Genomic DNA, 18,858 nt, shown 5'->3' on the forward strand with positions numbered 1-18,858 from the left:
TCGTCGATTTGCCTCGACTTATGCCTCGTCCACTATATAACAGGTCACATTTTCAAGCTTGGTAAGTTCCCCACTTTGGTCGTTACGCAACACGCACTGTTCACCATCACTTAGCAACGTAAAACCATAAACAGGGTTGTCGTGCCTTCCGTCAATAGGTAATCCCCTACTATCAACCTTTGCTTTACGCTCAATCGTAATGCTAGCGGTTTGACTGAATGCATCCTCGGCTATCGTTATGTTTAGACCACCAAACCAGTTGCTGATCTTACTTTCAATAGCTTGCTTTTGACTCACACTGATGGATTTGGTTACTGCCTCGTGTAACTCAGCCTCCTGCGTTGTCGCGCATCCGCTCGCCGAGAGCAAAAGTATGGCGAGAGGTGCAGCTAGCAATCTTCCTTTTAGCAATTTTCCTTTTTTATTAGGAAGCGACATTACTTGCGCTCCTGAATAACAGGCTGATTTATTTTGTTGTGTAAAATAAAGTTCTCTTTGCGTTGTTCAGGCTTGTCGATAGGAATGAGCTTTTCGCCCCCTAACGCACTTTGGTTACTGCGCAGTGCTTTGACATCCGCCACGCCGTTTGACGTGACAACTTCGGGACATGAGCCTGTAGCAGCATATTCCAATGCAGCTGACAGCATCCCTTCATTTGGATCACCCAAGCTTGCGGTAAAGTCATCTTCAACTTCACACCCCGGCAACTCAAAATCGAAATTAGGCGTGGTGGTAGGCATGAAACCATCAGCATAATCACCAAACCCTTTGTTATTCACCCCTTGGAACTGGATAGTAAAGTAGGTCTCACCGCAATTGTCTGTTGGGTAGAACCCATAAGGCTTACCACAAGTAGTAGAGCCAATTTGCACTACTTCTACATCAATACCACGAAGTGCATTCATTACCGCTTCACTTGCTGAACATGTTGCACCCGTGGCTAAAACGTAAACCTTCGTCAGCGAAAGGCTAGGCAGAAGCGTGTCGGTAAGTTGCCCTGCGTTATAGTCAATAACATTGCGGTAAAACGGTGTTGGACGAATAGTCTCTCCGGTGACAGGGTTGGTGTTTGGGTTTTTATCGTTAAAACGCAATGTTTCAAAGGTTGCGTTATTGGTTTGGTTCGGACCCGCTATCATATAGGAAAGCTGTGAAGCTAGCGCCAAACGTCCTCCGCCGTTGTAGCGAAGATCAATAACGAGCTCGGTCACATTTTCTTCAACAAACATATCGAACGCATCAATTAATCCTTCTTGCGCGGTAACGATAAAGGTATTGAATTGGAAGTAGCCCGTTTTGCCGTTTTCGGTATCGAGTACCTTTGCGTTTTGAACCGGCGTTACGCTGATATCGCCGGAGGTGATGTCTACTGAGAGAGTTGAACCATCAACCTGCACAAACTCAAAGCTTGTAACCGTACCTGCGTCTTCCGGAAACAGCGCAGCATTAATCGCGTTGACGCCCTGCTGCGTGTTGTCATAGACAAAGTCGACGCCGTTTATACGCGAAAGGGTCGCACCGCGAGGCACGCCAGCAGTAGCTGCAGGTGAACCCGGCTTAGTGAATCGCACTGTTAGTTCTCTCGGCACGGTTGTTGAACCAAATTCCCAATCAAAACCATAGCCCGATGAAATCCCCGATTGAGACAGTTCGTTATATTCGGCAGTGTCCTGTGAAAAGTGGAAGTTATCTTTTGGCGTACCGCTTGGCGTTAGTTCATTGGTTTTAAGCTGATCAAAATATCCCAACACTGAGAAATTTGCAGGGTCATTGTCATCTACTTCGTCGTACCACAAGTAAGTGTCATTAGTCCAAGTACGTAGCCACAGCTTTTCATCCATAGCGGTACCTTGTGTATCTGGGTAAGCCCTATTAGTAAAAGGATCAATACCACTTCTAGGAGTTTCACATTTCGCTAGATATTGAGATTGCGGTTCATACACCCCCGCTTCCCACTCTGGCTCTGTTGTTACAGGTGTCGTTGGCGTAGTAGGCGTTGTCACCACAGGAGGGGTATTAGACGAGCCTGAGCCGCCTCCACATCCAGCTAGAAGAGAAATCGTGACTGCAAGTGCAACAGAAGAATACGTATACGCTTTCATGATTTAGAAAATATCCTTTTAAAACGGCTAGCCCAAAACTATTAAACTTGTGCTAAAAACAACTTTTATTAGCATAGCCGATAGTGACATATCCTTCTAAGCGTAACTACATAACAAAAGTTTAAAATGTTTCGAAATGTAAGAAAACGTGTTGCAGAGTTGATGAGTAAGTTTCATTCGTGACGCGTATCGCTCTATCGCGGTAGAAAAGAAAACTACTTATTCTGCCGTAACAATATGCTTATTATCGTCTCTAGTTTAACTGCAACACACCTACTGCTCGTGCAGTTAAGCTACTCACATATACACCTTCATCGGTCTGTATTGCGCCTGTAACAAAGGGAAATGCACCGCTAGGGTCTTGGTAACTTTGTAAAACCTCTCCGCTTTCACTTATTTTAACAAGATGCCCGTATGCTTGACCTTGCGGGCGCATGAACTGTGGCAGACGCTGTACAATTTTACGAATGAAAGGCTTGTTAGATAGAGCGTCAACGGGAGCGGAGCGAGGCGAAGCAAGACCCAGAAAGTACGCGCCGCTAGTTGCCTGGCTGATGTTGTCTGGGAATCCCGGCAAATTATCAATCACGACCTCCACTTGGCCCTGTTTTGGCCCTACTAGCCAATAGCGCAACACGCGATATTTACCGGTTTCGTTGACCAACACTGAATTTTGATCATGGCTTATTGCGACACCATTCGCAAAAACCAAACCATCCATCAGTACATTACTCGTTCTACGTACTGGGTCGTACTCTATAAGCCTGCCATTGCCTCTATGTTCCAAAATTTCTAGCAGGCTCGCTTGCAGCGTTCCCCCATACTCTTTGGCAGAGAACTTGGTAGTTGCGTCAGTGAAGTAAATATTGCCGTTGTCGGCAATATCCACATCGTCCGCATATACAACGTTAGTGTTTTCTACTTGGTTAACCAATACCGTTAGCTCACCTTCAGGGTCTGCAATTAGCAATCCGCGATGAGCATCGGCGATTAATAAGTTGCCGTTGGTATCAAACTCGATACCGAGCGGACGTCCACCAGTGTTAATCCACGGAGTAAATGTTGCCTCACCTTTTTTCCTGAGTAATACCGCACCAGAATGAGTGGCGGTTGCAATAGTTCCCGCAGCGTTTATCGCAAAATCCTCCGGCCCTTTATCTTCGCCTAATTCAATAAACGAAAGGCCCGCCAAACGGTTGTTTTCAATAAACTCCCCCGAAAATCCGCTACTGCTCGGTGCTTGCCAGCTTATTGGCGCAATGGGGACTGGCCACAATAGTAAATACCCTAAGACAAGAATGACAACGCCACCGAATACCTTCATTTATGCTCTCCTGCAAGCAACGCATGTTGTGTATCTATCAAGCATAGCAAGCAACCCTCCGATACTCTGCTTTCGTTTATAAATAGAACACTATCATCCAGAGCTTTCTAAATAGCGCATGTTCAAATAAGCATTACAAATTCGTTAGGTAGCATCCATTCCCCCTTCAGATCGTTTGTTTATAAAATGCTACAGAGGTACGTCATGCCATTTTATGCAAAAACACTCGGAGATAATCACGCTAAGCAAGTAGACAAAGAACTACGTGCGAGCCACGCGGGAGAGACGGGAGCCGTTTGGATATACCGTGGTGCTCTATTCGCCGAATGTGTTTTAAAACTGGTTAATCTTTCTGGCACAAAAAGCGAGGCACAACCCTTCATACATGAGCACCTTAAAACGGAAAGACGACACCTCGCCGTCTTTGAAAACGAAATGCCGCTTTTTAGGGGAAGTTTTATTTTACCTATATGGATAGCTTCTGGGTTTATCACAGGTTTTATTCCAAGACTTTGCGGTATTAATTGCTTTTACTACACCATTTACCGAGTAGAGCAGTTCGTAGATTCGCATTACGAAGAACAATGCAAGCGCATTTCTGCGTTAGCCATCCCCCCTTCAAACGTTATAAATCGGTTTAGACAATGCCAAGCAGATGAACAACATCACAGAGATGAAGCGCTGCTCCTAATGACGAAAAGGCCGTCGTTATTAATGAAATTATGGGGCGCAGCCGTTGAAAAAGGCTCTTCTATTGCCGTTGCAATCGCAAAAGTGATTTAAGTTTTCGAGCTTATGCGCAGTGACCTGTGATAAAAAATAGGCATCAGAGAATTTATTAATTGAAAAAAAGAGACGCTTTTAGAGTGGGAAAAAAGGACAGAGTTCGGCTACCAAAACCCTGTGACAACTGCGGTATCAATGCCGACACACAGTTTCGTATTCGATGTGGTGATGAAGACACATGGCGTATAGTATGCAAAGCTTGTCAAGAACGAGCAAAGGCCAGCAATGGCTATATGTATGGCGGTACGTGGAAAAGAAAGAAGCGTAACTAAGGGGCTTCCTGTGAGCCCCTAATAGTTACGATAAGATTTACGCATTCACTCTTTTTTCTTGCGCTGATTGAGGCGCGCTGTTACTCGCGTCGGTTTCAATCTGTGTTTCTGCATTTTTAGCTCGCTTAATCAGCGTATTAGCACGATAAACACTCCACACCACGTACACAACCATAGGTATATTAAGCTGAAGTGACGCAACCGATAGCGTCGCGCTTTGGTGCACAGCCGCATAGGCTATGAGTAACACCATTACGCTTAGGCCTGATATAAGCAACCATATCGGCTTCGTGAGTGATTTAACTCCCACTGTAATACCGGTATTAAGTAGCATAAGGCACCAAAAAACGGCGATGAGCGAGCCTGTAAAAAACATATCTGCTACAGCAGTTAATGCGAGTGCACTCACACTACCCCACACCGTGCTGTACCAAAGCCTGCTTGCTAACGGCGGATGCGCCTTCTTAGACAGCCAAATCTCCATACCCGACACGCAAAGCATGGTCAGCATTACACCAAGAACAAAGTACAGCCATTTGCTGGTAAGGCCGGCGAAGTCACCGAAGTGCAAACGGTACATCGCCCATACCAACTGCTTACCCCATTCACCGAATTCATAGCCGGCCACACCGATAAAGTTACCCGCCGTATCGAATCGATAGCCTTCTGCGTAGATCATTCTATTGGGTGCCTTGGCATATATTTCGATGAACTGCTCTGGTTCACCGACTTCGTGTACCGTTAAAAATATTGGCGACTTTTCTGGCGCTAGCGTTTCCATTTGTGCAAACGCCCTACCAATAGCCGGTTTACCTTCCTGTGGCGCTAATACAGGGTCTGGCGTAAAGATTTTCTGGATAACCGCGTCGCGATCGCCTTCGTAGTTTAGTGAGGCAACAACCACCAAAATGATCCCTGCCATACCAAAATATGCGCCTGTTATACCTATAACTAAATGAAAAGGCGCTGCCCATAGTCCAAAACGGTTGTGCAAATCAATTTGTGCTTGCTGACCGTTGCCCCCCCGTCGAAGTTTAAAAGCATCTTTTGCTATTCGTTTGTGAGCAATAATTCCAGTGACGACAAGGGTACAGATGATAGCGCCCAAAGCGCTGACCAAAATCATTCCCCAACTTTGTGGCAAATTGAGATACAAGTGCAAGTTCACAAGCATTTCGGTAAAAGACACGCTTTCTTGCTCTAATAAGTTACCTTCACTGTCGGCAAAGTAAGCAGCATGATCGTTTTCTACCACCAACCGAGGGATATCTGATGTAGGGAAAACCACATAAAGATGGTGAGACTCTTGCGTATTCTGAGCCAAAAAGGTGTCCATCGCCTTTTCAACAACATCAGGAGAAACATTCTCCATTTCTTCAATATGCGGCTGTTCCCACCTTTCAAACTCTAAGTGAAAAACCGCAACGGTCCCAGATAAGCACACCAAAAAGAGAAGTACACTTAGAAAAACGCCTACCCAAGTATGTGCATTTAATGCATTTTGTTTTGTTATTTTATCCATCGATATTCACCTACATGGGGAAGAAAATAAGTATTGGTAGGCAAAGCGCAGCCAAAACTGCGTAAGCAACAACAACTTTAATTTTGTGGGCGGTAGCAAGGTAGTGATAAACAATAAGACCCCAAAAAATTGGCAACAGCACGATACCTGTAGCCAACTTCCCTGCTATTGAGAATGGAAGTAGCGCACATAGTCCTAGCGTCAATAACACGCTCACAACCAATAAAACAACCAGCACCACGATGTAGTTTGCGATGTTCCCTAGAACTGTACGTCGCGAGAAATCAAAGCTCCTCGGCTGAGGTACATTTTTTGGCTGAGGCAAATGCGTTTGGTTAAACGCAATAAAAGGCCACACTAAAATGGAAGGGATACACAGCGCATACAGCACGCCAAACTCCCACCCCTGAGCATAAGACCAGCACACTGCTGCAACTAGCCATACGACAAGACCCAAATAAAGATACGTTGACGCTTGAGAGCGCCAACTTTTATAAATAACACCTAAGGCTGCAAGTGTTAAACCACCCGCTGCAACTGAAAGCATGATAAATCCTTAAAACGAATAGGTTAGCGACGCGTTCACTGTTCTGCGTACACCAGGGAAACAGTCACCTCTGAATAAGCAAGACGTGAGATATTTTTTATCGGTCACATTTCTTACATTCAGCTGCAAATCCAAATTATCTGAAATCACATACGACACCATCAGGTCACCAAGGGTGTAGCTAGGTGTGTCGTATCTAATAACCCCGTTTTCAGAAACCGACTCTCCTACGTAGCGAATACCTGCTCCTACGGTCAGCGCTTCAAGCTCTAGTGGAGAGTAATTTATCCATAGGGATGCATTGCTATCTGGCTGTGCTGACAACGAGAAACCGTTAGGATCTTCAGCGTCCATGACAGAAGCCGCAAATTGCGCTGTAATTTGGCCAAAGTCTACGCGCCCTTCTAGCTCAAACCCTTCTATGGTCGTTACGCCTTGCTGTTGTGCCGCTTCGTCTGGTAATCCGTTGGGATTAGGAAGATTTGAAACTTCAATATCGTAATACGCCAGCGTGATAAAACCAGGAATTGACGATAATTCATACTTAATCCCTGCCTCGTATTGACGGCCTTCTTCTGGCTTAAGCTGGTTGTTATTGTTATCTAATCCCACCACCGTCTCGAATGACTCAGCGTAACTAAGGTAGGGGGAAATACCGTTGTCAAAGCGATACAAAATTCCAGCTGAGTAAGATGTTTGCGTGTCATCCTGCTCCGTTACGCCAGTATCATTGTCAACGCGGTCGTGACGTAGACCTAGCGTTACCCGCCAGTTTTCAAAGGAAATTTGGTCTGATAGATATAACCCCGTGTCCGTAACCGTCTGCTCAGGCGCGTCGTTATAAATTGCATCGAAAATGGCTTGTTCTGGTGCGCCGGTGTACTCGGGATTTGCCAAGTCCAGAATGTACCTAAAGTCACCCTGTAATACCCCGCCACCTGCGTAGTATGCAGAGTTGGCGTCAGTTTTTACATTTTGATATTGGACACCCGCTAGTAACTCGTGTTCGAAAGAACCTGTTACAAAGCCCTTGTTTACGCGAACATCAAAGGCGTGTTGGCTGAAGGTATTGTCTGCCTGATAAAACGTTCTTGGAACAAATGTGTCGGTAGGTGCAACCGGAGCGCCAACATAAGCATTTAGATATCTCGTACCGCCAGTAAACGTAGCCCATGCTTGGTGGTAGTCTGCCTCACCATCTCGCCATAAGGCAGTAAATGAAAGTGACGTTGTATCGTTAATCAAGTGCTCGCCAAGTAAGGTAACTTGGTTCGACTTAGTATCGAATTTATTAAACCCTGGCTCGCCTGCGTAAACATCCTGATCGGGTAAGTAAGTGCCGTCAGCCAAAGGCAGTAACGTACCTTCTACAGGAATAAATTGCGCAGCTGTATCGCTATCGGTATCTTGAAATAATCCAATCAGAGTTAGCGTTGTATTGTCAGAAGGCATAAAGGACAGTGACGGCATTAATACTTGGGTGTCGTCGCTAACGTAATCAACCTGAGAGTCAGCATTGCGATAAATACCAACAAGACGCCCCATCCACTTATCATTCTCAGATAGACTGCCGTTTACGTCTAATCCAACTTGCGCGCGGTCAAAGCTTCCGTAAGACAAGACGACTTCACTTCCTTTACCCAACGTAGGTGTTTTGGACACATAATTCATTATGCCGCCAGGAGAACCCTGACCATAAAGTACTGAGGCTGGCCCCTTAAGCAGCTCAACCTGTTCCATTGTGTAGATTTCAGCTCGCGTAGAATTATAGCTGCCAAACAACTCTTGAATTGAGTCGCGATAGCGCGGAATACTTAATCCTCTGGAAGAAATTGAATCGACTCTGGTGGCGTATCCGTAAGACTCCCCCGTCACACCCGCCATATAAGTGGCGGACTGAGAAAGGTTTAATACACCCTTTTGCTTTAAATCTAATGCGGTTTCAATGGAAATTGTACGGGCGAGCTCAACAATCGGTGTATTTGTTTTTGTTGCGCCAAACGGAGAGCGCATGCCCACTACTTCAATTTTTTCAACGGCATTCTTTTCTGCTTTTTCCGTTGCTGCCGCTTGATGCTCTATAGCTATGCCACCGCCACTTTCATCTTCCTGGGCCTGTGCGTGCGACATTAATATAGCCGTTACCGCCAAGCTGAGTAATTTTTTATTCATGTTGAGTGTTTTCTGTTATTTATTTTTAAAACCCATCAATTCGCCTATTACAAGAATGAAGTGAAATGAAGGCTGCATTAGTACTTTCGTCTAATTTAGCAAAAATTTACACAAATGATAACCAGTATCATTCACATTAACATCAATAAGTAACAGAAAACGCGCTAACCGAGGTTGTTAAATAACATAAAGATACGCGTATACAAAAAAGCCGAACTAACAGCGTTAGCTCGGCTTTAACTCTCATGAGAAGTGAAAGGCTAATGACTATGCCGCTTCACTTTCCTGTTCAGACTCAACCACTTCATGGCTTAACAAGTATTCAAATGCAGCAAGCGATGCTTTCGCGCCTTCACCCATCGAAATAACAATTTGCTTATACGGTACTGTTGTTACGTCACCGGCTGCAAATATACCCGGCTCAGATGTATGACACTTAGTATCAACAATAATTTCGCCATACTGTGTCATGTCTACCGTGCCCTTCATAAACTGACTGTTTGGTACTAGTCCAATTTGAACAAATACACCTGCAAGTTCACGGGTGTGCACTTCGTTAGTTGAGCGATCTTGGTATTCAATTGCGTTCACTTTGCCATTTTCAGCAGTAATTTGGCGCGTTGCCGCGTTCTTGATAATGGTAATATTATCGCGTTTTTGAGCTTGATCGATAAGTACCTTATCCGCTTTTAGTTCTGGCATAAATTCAAATACCGTCACCGATTTTACAATGCCAGCAAGGTCAAGTGCCGCTTCAATACCTGAGTTACCACCGCCAATGACCGCTACGTCTTTACCTTTGAAGAAAGGGCCGTCGCAGTGTGGGCAGTACGCAACACCATTACCGATGTTCTCTTTTTCGCCCGGAACACCAAGTTCTCTCCAGCGTGCGCCTGTCGCAACAATAACCGTGCGAGTGCGGATCTGTTCGCCAGAAGAAAGCGTAATGGTTTTAATATTGCCTTTCTCAATGCTATCAACGCGTACGTGCTCTTTGAGCGTAATGTCGTAATCGCGTACGTGCTCCATCAAGTTACCAACAAGCTCAGGGCCCGTTGTTTTAGGTACTGAGATAAGATTCTCGATACCCATGGTATCTTTAACTTGGCCGCCAAAAGTTTCAGCAACGATGGCAACTTTAAGGCCTTTACGGGCACTGTAAATCGCCGATGCAACACCTGCTGGGCCACCACCGATAACCGTTACGTCTTGAAGTGGTAACGCATCGCCTTTGTTTGCTTCTTTAAGGCTAGGGTCGCGTTCAATTAACTTGTTGATAAGTACAGAGGCATCAACTTTACCATTCGCGAATAGCTCGCCATTAAGGTATACGCTAGGAACACCTTGGATGTCGCGCTCTTGAATTAAATTTTGATACAACCCGCCGTCGATCATTTCGGTCTTGATATTAGGATTAATCAAAGCAAATTGATTAAGTGCCTGTACGACTTCAGGGCAGTTGTGACAGCTTAAGCTAATGAAAACTTCAAAATTAAGAGGTTCATTCACCGCTTTCACCATCGACTTAACGCTATCGTCTAGCTTAAGTTCAGTGCCCGCTGCGTGCAGCATGGCAAGTACAAGCGAGTTAAACTCGTGACCGCCAGGGATACCAGAAAAACGAATTCCCGTATCTTCGCCGTCAGCTTCCAGTAAAAAGCTGATTGCACTGCGCAACTCACCATTTGTGTCACGCTCTTCTACGTTTAATTTTTCGCTTACTGAAGCAATGTCGGACAGAAACGTTACAAGCTCTTCACGCTTGCTATGTTCACCGGTCTGTACGACAAAGGTTACGTTTTTCTGCATTGACTCTGCATATGATTTCAATGCTTGTAAAATTTCTTTAGTTAACACGGTTATTCTGCCTTATTTTCGACACGCCGATCCCCGCCAACCTTTTGAAGGGTCAACAACATAAGCGGAAATTGGAAATTAATATCAGGGAGTGGAGACCCACTCCCTACAAATTATTTGCTTAATACTGTGCAATGCACGAAGCGCTGAGCTTTCATATATTAAGCGCTAAGCGTGCTGCTTAGATTTTGCCTACTAGGTCAAGTGAAGGTGCTAGAGTTGCTTCGCCTTCTTTCCACTTAGCTGGGCAAACTTCACCTGGGTTGTTTGCAACGTACTGAGCGGCTTTAACTTTGCGTACTAGGTCATCTGCGTCACGGCCGATACCTTCAGAAGTGATTTCCATCGCTTGGATGATGCCTTCTGGGTCAACAACAAATGTAGCGCGGTCAGCAAGACCCATAGTTTCACGCATACAATCGAAGTTACGAGTGATTTCGCCTGTTGGGTCGCCAATCATTGCAAATTTGATCTTGTTGATCGTGTCAGAAGAATCGTGCCATGCTTTGTGAGTGAAGTGAGTGTCAGTAGATACTGAAAATACTTCTACGCCACGTGACTGAAGTTCTTCGTACTTGTCAGCGATGTCGCCAAGCTCAGTTGGACAAACAAATGTGAAGTCAGCTGGGTAAAATACGAAAACTGCCCATTTACCTTTGATGTCTTCGCTGCTTACGTCTACGAATTCGCCGTCTTTAAATGCAGTTGCTTTGAAAGGTTTGATAGCAGTATTAATCAATGCCATGTTTAATTCTCCATTTGGTTTAAATTATTTTCGCACGTTAAACACATACGAATACAAACTTTACGTTTATTGTGTCGACATGGTTTTGCAGTTTTGTGAAGATAATCACGTAACGCAAAATTCATGTCTCTCGAAACTGGTGATAAGAATAGCGCGCACAATCACAAAAAACTAATTGGTAAAAATGAATCGCTTAATCAGGTTATTGAATTGAACGATGAAAATTGAGCCAAAATAGATTGATTGTTTTGCAATACGGTTTCACCGGCTAAACTCTGCTGAATGAGAAAACTATGACCCATTCCCGACTACAGCGCATCTCCCACGAAATAATGCTAATCGATGGACACGCGCCATCTCGCACTTTGGCAAAGCATGCAAAAATGGAGGTCAGCCCCTTTGTTTTCTACAGAGGCAGTGCGCAGCTGTTTTACGCTGATATAAAAGCTGGCCTTATCAATTTTCCTAAAGAATGCGAGACAGTTCCCCTCACCAGCGTGATGGGAGACTGTCATACTTCCAATTTTGGCTTTCTCACAGAAGAAGGGTCTCACGGAGATACAGTGATCTTCTCACCCAACGACTTTGATGATGCGTGTGTCGGCAGAGCACATTGGGATGTGCTTCGTTATCTCACTTCATTGCACCTTGCCCAGATACATTGCCTAGGCACCGTTGATGGAAAGTATGCGTGCGATAACATCGACATCACTAAACCTGTTGTCAGCCACCAGCAGGTTATTAATGCGCAATACGCATTTATTGAGCGTTATGTAGAAACCTGTAGCCAAGTAGTAGAAAACGCCATGGTGATTAACGAAGCCGTAGACTACTGCCCAGATGCCGTGCCAAGCAAGCTGACCAAACTATATAAAAAAGCCAAAGCCCGCAGCGCAGGAGGAGAAGACTTCACGGTTAAAAGTGCGCTGGCTAAAGCCGTTCATTTTGATGGCAAGACCTTGGGGTTTAAGGCCAACAGTGAGAAATTTTCTACCCTAAGCCCACAAGAATACGCCACGCTACTAGAAGCTTTTGCTCCCTACATGGACGATGCGGTAGTCGATATAGTGAAACGCCTGGACGCGGGTACCGGGTCGGTAAATATGGCGCGCTACTACTTTTTAGTAGGACCAGCAAAACCACATAATTCAGCAAGCTTTGCGCATTGTCATATTGTCGAGGTTAAGCAACAACGTGTTGCGGCGCCTATTTATTACTTTCCAGATTTTAACCCGGTTAATCGCCTAAATGCTGCACACCTTACAGCTCGATGCCAACGAAGAATGCAAAGAAAACCCGACTTAGTGCTTGATGAAGTTAAGTTTGAAAATGCGCATTACCTGATTCGCTCCCGACATCACGCTAAAGTGGGAATCGACCCACAAGATATTGCAATGGGAAATAAAGCGATAAATGGTGGCTTTGAGTATTTTGCCGAATTGTGCGGGTATAGCCTTGCGCTAGCTCACTGCCGAGGCGATAGAAGAAGTACACGATTCGCGTCGTCAGCATCAACATCTTTTTCTCAAGTAAAAAGCCTGCTCGTAAAAATAGCAAATCTTTATACAGAACAAGTAGTTGATGATCATGCGCTGTTCACTCGTGCGCTGAAATAAAGATATCAATAAAAAGCGTATTTTTTACCAGGCGAACTGTTGTCATAGTCGTGTCGTTAGCATTACTTAACACCTATATTAGCTTTTGGTTAAGAGTTAAAGGTATGAGTAAACTTACCTGTAGATGATAAGAACTTGATATTTAAGCAATATTTTAAAAACAGCTTGAATAAGGTTAAGTCATTCCTATCCTTTACAAATGCCCTTAGTGTAGTTCAAGCAATAAGAAAATTGCGCTTCACATATCACTCTGTTTTTTCTATTTCGGCAAAAGCAGAAACAGTAATTATGTGAATTAAAAATAATGAAAACTACAAAGGGAAAATGACGTGAAAACATCATTAACTTTACTATCTGCAGGAATCATTTCTGCACTTTCTTCAACCGCCATCCAAGCTAACGATTTAGTCATTAGCGGTGTTATTGATGGACCGTTAAGCGGTGGTGTTCCAAAAGCAGTTGAACTTTTCGTAGTCAATGACATAGCAGATTTGTCTACCTATGCCCTTGGAACTGCAAACAACGGCGGCGGTACTGATGGCGAAGAGTTTACGTTTCCAGCTGGTGCGTCTGCAAGCGCTGGTACTTATATCTACGTAGCATCAGAAATTGATGGATTTACTGCGTTTTTCGGTTCTGCACCAGACTACGATACTTCATCAATGGGTATTAATGGTGACGACGCTATTGAGCTTTTTAAAGATGGCAGCGTTATTGACACGTTTGGCGATATCAACACCGACGGTAGTGGCACCGCGTGGGAGTACCTAGACGGTTGGGCATACCGGACGTCAGGTCAAACAGCAAATGGCGGCAGTTTCGAAGCATCTAACTGGACTTACAGTGGTGTTGACGCGCTTGATGGCTCGACCACTAACACTGACGCTGCAACGCCGTTTCCAGCGGGTACATTTACCACTGAAGGTGGCGGTGACGTTGTAGAAGTTCCAGAAGAGCCTGCTGTTGAGCTAGGTATTTGCGGTGCAGACGCGACACTTATTAGTGCTATACAGGGCAGTGAAAGCAGCTCTGCTGAAGTTGGCAATAACGTTATAATTGAAGCTATTGTAACTGGCACACGTGCTGGCGGCTTCTTTGTCCAAGAAGAAGCGTCTGATTACGACGCTGACGACGCCACGTCTGAAGGCTTATTTGTAGAAGGTTCTGTTGACGTTGAAACAGGTAACCTGGTTCGCCTTTACGGTGAAGTAGAAGAAAACTACGGTATGACCACACTTGCTATGGATAGTGATGTGGCTGCACTTGATTGTGGTACAGCGGATGCTGTAGCAGCGGTAGAACTTTCTATGCCGTACGAACTTGACCTTGAAACCGTTGAAGGTATGGTTGTTAGCGTGACTGATGCAACAGTGACAAGTACAAACAACCTGTGGCGTTTTGGTGAAATCGTTGTTAGCGACACAGTTAAACGCCAACCAAGCGACGTAGCTGCGCCTCTGTCAGAAGCTTATACTGCGGCAGAAGAAGCGAGCGAGACAAGCCTTCTTACAATCGAAGATAACAGCAGCTCGCAGTACCCAGATGCTCTTAATTACTTCCCTACTTTCAGCTACGTTAATGCCATTCGCATTGGTGATTCGGTTTCTGCTGCTGGCCCACTAAACTACAGTTTTGGCACTTACAGAATTAATCCAAGCGACGTTATCGGAGTAACGTCTTCTCGCGAAGCAAACCCAGTGGTTACAGAAGGCAACCTATCTATTGCTACGTTCAACGTGCTTAACTACTTTAATGGTGAAGTAGATGCAAATGGCGACGTAACTTTCGATTATGACGAAAACCGCGGCGCAGACGATGAAGTGGCGTTTGAATTGCAACAGGGTCGTATCGTTGAAGCTATCGTTAACCTTAACGCAGACGTTGTCGGTTTGATGGAAATCGAAAACGATGGTTTTGGTGAAAATAGCGCTATCCAATCTCTAGTTAATGCTATTAACGCCGAACTTGGTGAAACCGAGCAATACTCATTCATCGCAACCAGTGATGGCAGTGAAATTGGTACGGATGCGATTACTGTAGGCTTGTTATACAAAGCTACAGTAGTGACGCCAGAAAATGATGCCATGGTAGTTGCTATGCCAGAGCAACAAATTGATGAAGATAGCCTGGCACGCATGCGCCCAAGCCTTCTTCAATCGTTTGTACACACTGAAAGCAGCAAATCGTTCCTTGTTGCCGTGAATCACTTTAAATCAAAAGGTTCACAGTGTGCAGAAGATGTGGCAGAAGCGCCTTCTGAAATCACCTCGATTCAGGGTAGCTGTAACGCACTTCGAGTATCGGCAGCTATCACATTAGGCAACGCATTAAGTGATGAGAGCCTGCCTGAGCGCAAGGTAATCTTAGGCGACTTAAACGCTTATAGCGCTGAAGATCCAGTAGCTGTACTTACCGATTACACACCTGAGTCTCGTGGATACACTATTACGACTGCGGTCAATACAGGTATGGATGAAGGCTCGTCAGTGGACGTAGAGTCTAGCTTCGGCTATCACAACTTGGCTGAAGAGTTTGATGCAGAAGGCTTCTCATATTGGTTCTACGGAACTGAACAGGTAGGTAGTTTAGATCACGTACTAGCAAGTGATGCCATGCTTGCAGACGCCATTGACGGTGCTCACTGGAACATCAACTCAGTTGAAGCTTACCAGTTGCAGTACGATCAAGCGCTTCGTTATTACCCAGATGAAGACGGTTACGCCTTTACTGATGTTGGTCCATTTAGAAGCTCAGATCACGACCCATTCATCGCAACCTTTGACCTACAAGCAGACGTAGTTGAAGAGGAAGAAGAAGAAAGCAATGATAGCTCAGGTGGAGCAATGGGAGGAATTCTTGCCCTGCTAGCTGCAGCGGTTGGCTTTCGTCGTCGTTCGACTACTGCTAAGAAATAAAAAGTGAAAGAATGAAGTCCACGCTTAACGGGTGTGCTTCATTCACATAAAAAAAGCTGCCTCAATGGAGGCAGCTTTTTTGTTGGTACTCTTTTCAATAACAGTCTGTGCAGTAACCGTTATGCTTTAACGGCTACCACACCGACTAAGTCAGCAGCGTTACTGTCATCCACCTCAATGCCGATTCGGCTTATATACTGATCGCGCTTTTCAGCCTGGGTTGGCGACAAGTCACTACTTAAAAGAAGCTTCGCCGCTTTATGGGCCGCTTCCATCTGCTCGTCTGTTAAATTATCCCCTAAGTGGATTTGAGTAATAACTTTTAACAAGCTCAGTGCAACTTGTTTGTCTTTCGGCGACAGTGTTAGTGCCTGGCGTAAATTGTTGAAAGCTGGCGACAACCGATTCTCTTTGTAGTTAACCGCAGCCATTTGCTTAAGCTCTTTTGTGGTAAATTGAATTTCAGTACGTTCAATCGACTCTTGATTCAGGTATTCATTTACCACTTGAGAAGTAAACGTGTCCCCTTCAATTTGCTTTCTAAGCTTATCTAAAATACTCACACAGTGTTCACGCATTCCTAACTCGTGAAATGCTTTCATTTTATCGAGGCTATCTTCCATCGAGAGTCCGTCGGTAGATGCCGAACGATCCTTCATCAACTTTTCAGCCCCTTTTTTGTCGTCTCGCAAGCACAAGACACGCGCTTTTACGACGTCAATCTGCTCGCCAAGCTGAGACTGCATGCCCTTTTGTTGTTTCAATTCTTCCAGTTCAGATTCTGCGCGTTTCATATAGCGTTCGCCTTCTGTACTGCCAAGACTTGTGGCTAAATCAATGGTTGAACGAATAACATTGAGCGTTAGCTGAGGTGAGTCATGGATAGAATTTTTAGCAAATTTTGCCATATTTTGAACGGCTGAAAGTTGCCCTGCCTTATCGTGGTTCAATCGAGCAAGATCCCATAACCGTTTGTTACGCTCAATATTGCGAGGTGCTAGCCTACTCGCCTCTTTCATTTGTTCGTAGGCAATATCGAACTGCTCTTTCTCAATAAAATACTGAGCAAGCAAGTCAAAGGTTAAGAATCGCGTGTCGTGGCGCTGCAATAAGTCATCAACCAGTAGCTGGGCTTCTTCTAATTCATCTTGTCGAAGCAACGACCGGGTTAAACCAATGTGAACCCACGCATGATCCATGCTCTGCAATAAGCTTCTAAAGTAGTCTTCCGCAGTTTGATAATCGCGAAGCTGCAATAAGCAATCACCAATTAAGCGTTTAATTCTGGTGTGATACTCCGATAGCGAAGGATCTTTTAACTGGCGCTCTGCATAGTACATAGCGGTGGAATAGTCCCCCACCTGCATACAATGAAGCATTTTATGTAGCTTTAACCTTATTTGGATAAGGTATTCCAAACGCAGCTCAATTTTGTTGCGCTGAAGAGGTTTGACCCAAAAGTCATCCGGTTGCAATTCAACAATACAATTAACCAATTCAGGCGATGTCTCTGCACTGAGAAAAATGACCGTGGTGGTGTCGTTGATGTGATTGAGGTGTTTTAATTCTTCAAAAAGGTGAAAGCCATCCTTGTCGTGACTGACGTTAAACGCCAGTAAAACAAAGTCGTATTGTCTTGCAGCACACAACCTTTTCGCGTGAAAGGCATTAAAAGCACTGCTTACGTTTTTTATTCCAATTTCATGCAAAGCTGATGACACTACATCATGTACAAGCCCCTGGTTATCGATAACCAGCACATGTAATTCTTCTCTTGGGGTTGGGGCAGGTATTTTTTCCAGCATTTACCAATCACTTCTAACGTCTTTTCCCTAAGCGTCGTAATAGAATACTTGCTATTGCGACGGCACAATGTTGCGCGAGCTGTGCGCGAGAGGAGCTGGCCCATAATTCAAACCAGTTTTGTAATAATAGCGCGCATACAGCCTAAACTTATTATACATAAGTCTTAGTTTTTAGATACACGCGCGTTTCACAACGTGATTAGTGCTTTTATCGAGGCGGATCAATCGCGTCGTTAACGCTTCCGTTAACCCTAAACCAACCTGCAACCGAGTGACGGCTGCGGGCAGCAGGTAATACTTCATGAGGGAATTGTTCGCTCAAAAAAACAACGAAAGTACCTTTCGTTGGCAGCACCCTTGTTCCAATTAGATCACTATCATCAGCGTAGAGCACGAGTTCTCCCCCATCTTCTGAAGTCCAGTCGTCATTCAAATAGGCGACTAAAGACAACACGCGATTGCCCTGACCTTTAAACGCATCTACATGGCGTTTGTAAAATTTACCCGGCTCATAGCAGGCAAAATGACTTTCAAAAGAAAAAAGCCCCATAAAAAGCGAACGATTTACATACTGCTGCAAGGCTTCACACCATGAAAGCCACAAAGCGCCTTCACTAGATGAACCTGTAATCCAGCAAATCTCGTCCCCTCTAACTTTTTCAGCCTTTTGATAACTCTCTGCGCGACCAATACCTGCCGCTTGATATTCAGCTTCAGAGATTGAACGCTGGCAGGCCAAAAGTGCTTGTGTAATGAAATCAGGTAAACCATGCTCTTGAATAGAAAAGCCTTTCGTGACTAAGTCATCGACGATATTTTCAAATATGGCTTCATCGAAAACGTGAAGAGGCTGATACGACGCAAGTTGTTCTCTATTCATCAGAGCAATTCTACCTTTGAGCGGTTAACTAATCGTGTAGTTAGGAGCGGGTTGTGTACGTTAAAAAACTAGCGAACTTATACGCGGGGTTGAATCCTATAGCAATTGCATCACCACGCATTTTCCGCGCTATTTTTTTATCGATAAAAGAAAAATTATTTGTCGTTAAGAAGTCGCACGCTTCTTGCTTATTTAATATCAATTTTAAAGTGAGCAAATGACGGTAAAGGTAAACTAAATCAATAAGTAAACCGAAGTGTATATTTTAAGAGGGTTGATTGAGAGACTTTTCTTCTGCCCTTGTTTCCGTTGCCA

The 18,858-nt window shown here is 44.6% G+C and carries 13 protein-coding genes; 3 read left to right on the forward strand and 10 right to left on the reverse strand.

Annotation, left to right across the window (positions count from 1 at the left end):
* Positions 1-18: 18 nt before the first annotated feature.
* The 3 genes from WA381_RS04685 to WA381_RS04695 all read right to left on the reverse strand — a co-directional run bounded on the left by WA381_RS04685 (position 19) and on the right by WA381_RS04695 (position 3,426).
* Complete coding sequence (locus WA381_RS04685) at positions 19-438, reverse strand: hypothetical protein (protein WP_069944181.1); 420 nt, start codon at positions 436-438, stop codon at positions 19-21.
* On the reverse strand, positions 438-2,102 hold the full coding sequence (locus tag WA381_RS04690; RefSeq protein ID WP_156086345.1) for a S41 family peptidase: 1,665 nt from the start codon (positions 2,100-2,102) through the stop codon (positions 438-440). The genes WA381_RS04685 and WA381_RS04690 overlap by 1 nt, the downstream gene beginning before the upstream one ends.
* A 253-nt stretch (positions 2,103-2,355) precedes the next feature.
* Positions 2,356-3,426 carry a strictosidine synthase family protein gene (locus WA381_RS04695; RefSeq protein WP_156086344.1) on the reverse strand — a complete coding sequence of 357 codons (1,071 nt, stop codon included), beginning with the start codon at positions 3,424-3,426 and terminating at the stop codon, positions 2,356-2,358.
* A 204-nt stretch (positions 3,427-3,630) separates the two neighbouring features.
* On the opposite strand from WA381_RS04695, the gene WA381_RS04700 reads away from it, so the two are divergent.
* Complete coding sequence (locus WA381_RS04700) at positions 3,631-4,209, forward strand: demethoxyubiquinone hydroxylase family protein (protein ID WP_156086343.1); 579 nt, start codon at positions 3,631-3,633, stop codon at positions 4,207-4,209.
* Between the two features lie 312 nt (positions 4,210-4,521).
* On the opposite strand, the gene WA381_RS04705 is transcribed toward WA381_RS04700, so the two are convergent.
* The 5 genes from WA381_RS04705 to ahpC form a co-directional block, all read right to left on the reverse strand.
* A complete protein-coding gene (locus tag WA381_RS04705) occupies positions 4,522-6,006 on the reverse strand; it encodes a PepSY-associated TM helix domain-containing protein (protein ID WP_156086342.1) in 1,485 nt (494 codons plus the stop codon).
* 10 nt (positions 6,007-6,016) lie between these two features.
* Entirely contained in the window at positions 6,017-6,553 is a 537-nt protein-coding gene (locus WA381_RS04710) for a hypothetical protein (protein WP_156086341.1), read from the reverse strand.
* A gap of 9 nt (positions 6,554-6,562) precedes the next feature.
* On the reverse strand, positions 6,563-8,725 hold the full coding sequence (locus WA381_RS04715; protein WP_156086340.1) for a TonB-dependent siderophore receptor: 2,163 nt from the start codon (positions 8,723-8,725) through the stop codon (positions 6,563-6,565).
* 267 nt (positions 8,726-8,992) lie between these two features.
* Complete coding sequence (ahpF, locus tag WA381_RS04720; protein WP_014976359.1) at positions 8,993-10,582, reverse strand: alkyl hydroperoxide reductase subunit F; 1,590 nt, start codon at positions 10,580-10,582, stop codon at positions 8,993-8,995.
* Between the two features lie 181 nt (positions 10,583-10,763).
* The gene (gene ahpC / locus WA381_RS04725; protein ID WP_425291745.1) at positions 10,764-11,321 is read right to left on the reverse strand and encodes an alkyl hydroperoxide reductase subunit C; all 558 of its coding nucleotides are present in this window, start codon (positions 11,319-11,321) and stop codon (positions 10,764-10,766) included.
* 299 nt (positions 11,322-11,620) lie between these two features.
* Between ahpC and WA381_RS04730 the strand changes: the two genes are divergently transcribed.
* The gene (locus WA381_RS04730; protein WP_156086339.1) at positions 11,621-12,943 is read left to right on the forward strand and encodes a DUF2252 family protein; all 1,323 of its coding nucleotides are present in this window, start codon (positions 11,621-11,623) and stop codon (positions 12,941-12,943) included.
* A gap of 329 nt (positions 12,944-13,272) precedes the next feature.
* The gene (locus tag WA381_RS04735; RefSeq protein WP_156086338.1) at positions 13,273-15,858 is read left to right on the forward strand and encodes an ExeM/NucH family extracellular endonuclease; all 2,586 of its coding nucleotides are present in this window, start codon (positions 13,273-13,275) and stop codon (positions 15,856-15,858) included.
* Between the two features lie 119 nt (positions 15,859-15,977).
* Here the strand turns inward: WA381_RS04735 and WA381_RS04740 are convergent, their stop codons facing one another.
* Positions 15,978-17,663 carry a response regulator gene (locus WA381_RS04740; protein ID WP_039229600.1) on the reverse strand — a complete coding sequence of 562 codons (1,686 nt, stop codon included), beginning with the start codon at positions 17,661-17,663 and terminating at the stop codon, positions 15,978-15,980.
* 208 nt (positions 17,664-17,871) lie between these two features.
* Positions 17,872-18,543: a 2OG-Fe(II) oxygenase gene (locus WA381_RS04745; protein WP_156086337.1), complete on the reverse strand. Its 672-nt coding sequence runs from the start codon at positions 18,541-18,543 to the stop codon at positions 17,872-17,874.
* Between the last annotated feature and the right edge of the window lie 315 nt (positions 18,544-18,858).

It is taken from the genome of Alteromonas sp. CH_MED4-4, from assembly GCF_037029575.1.
Lineage (GTDB): Bacteria > Pseudomonadota > Gammaproteobacteria > Enterobacterales > Alteromonadaceae > Alteromonas > Alteromonas macleodii.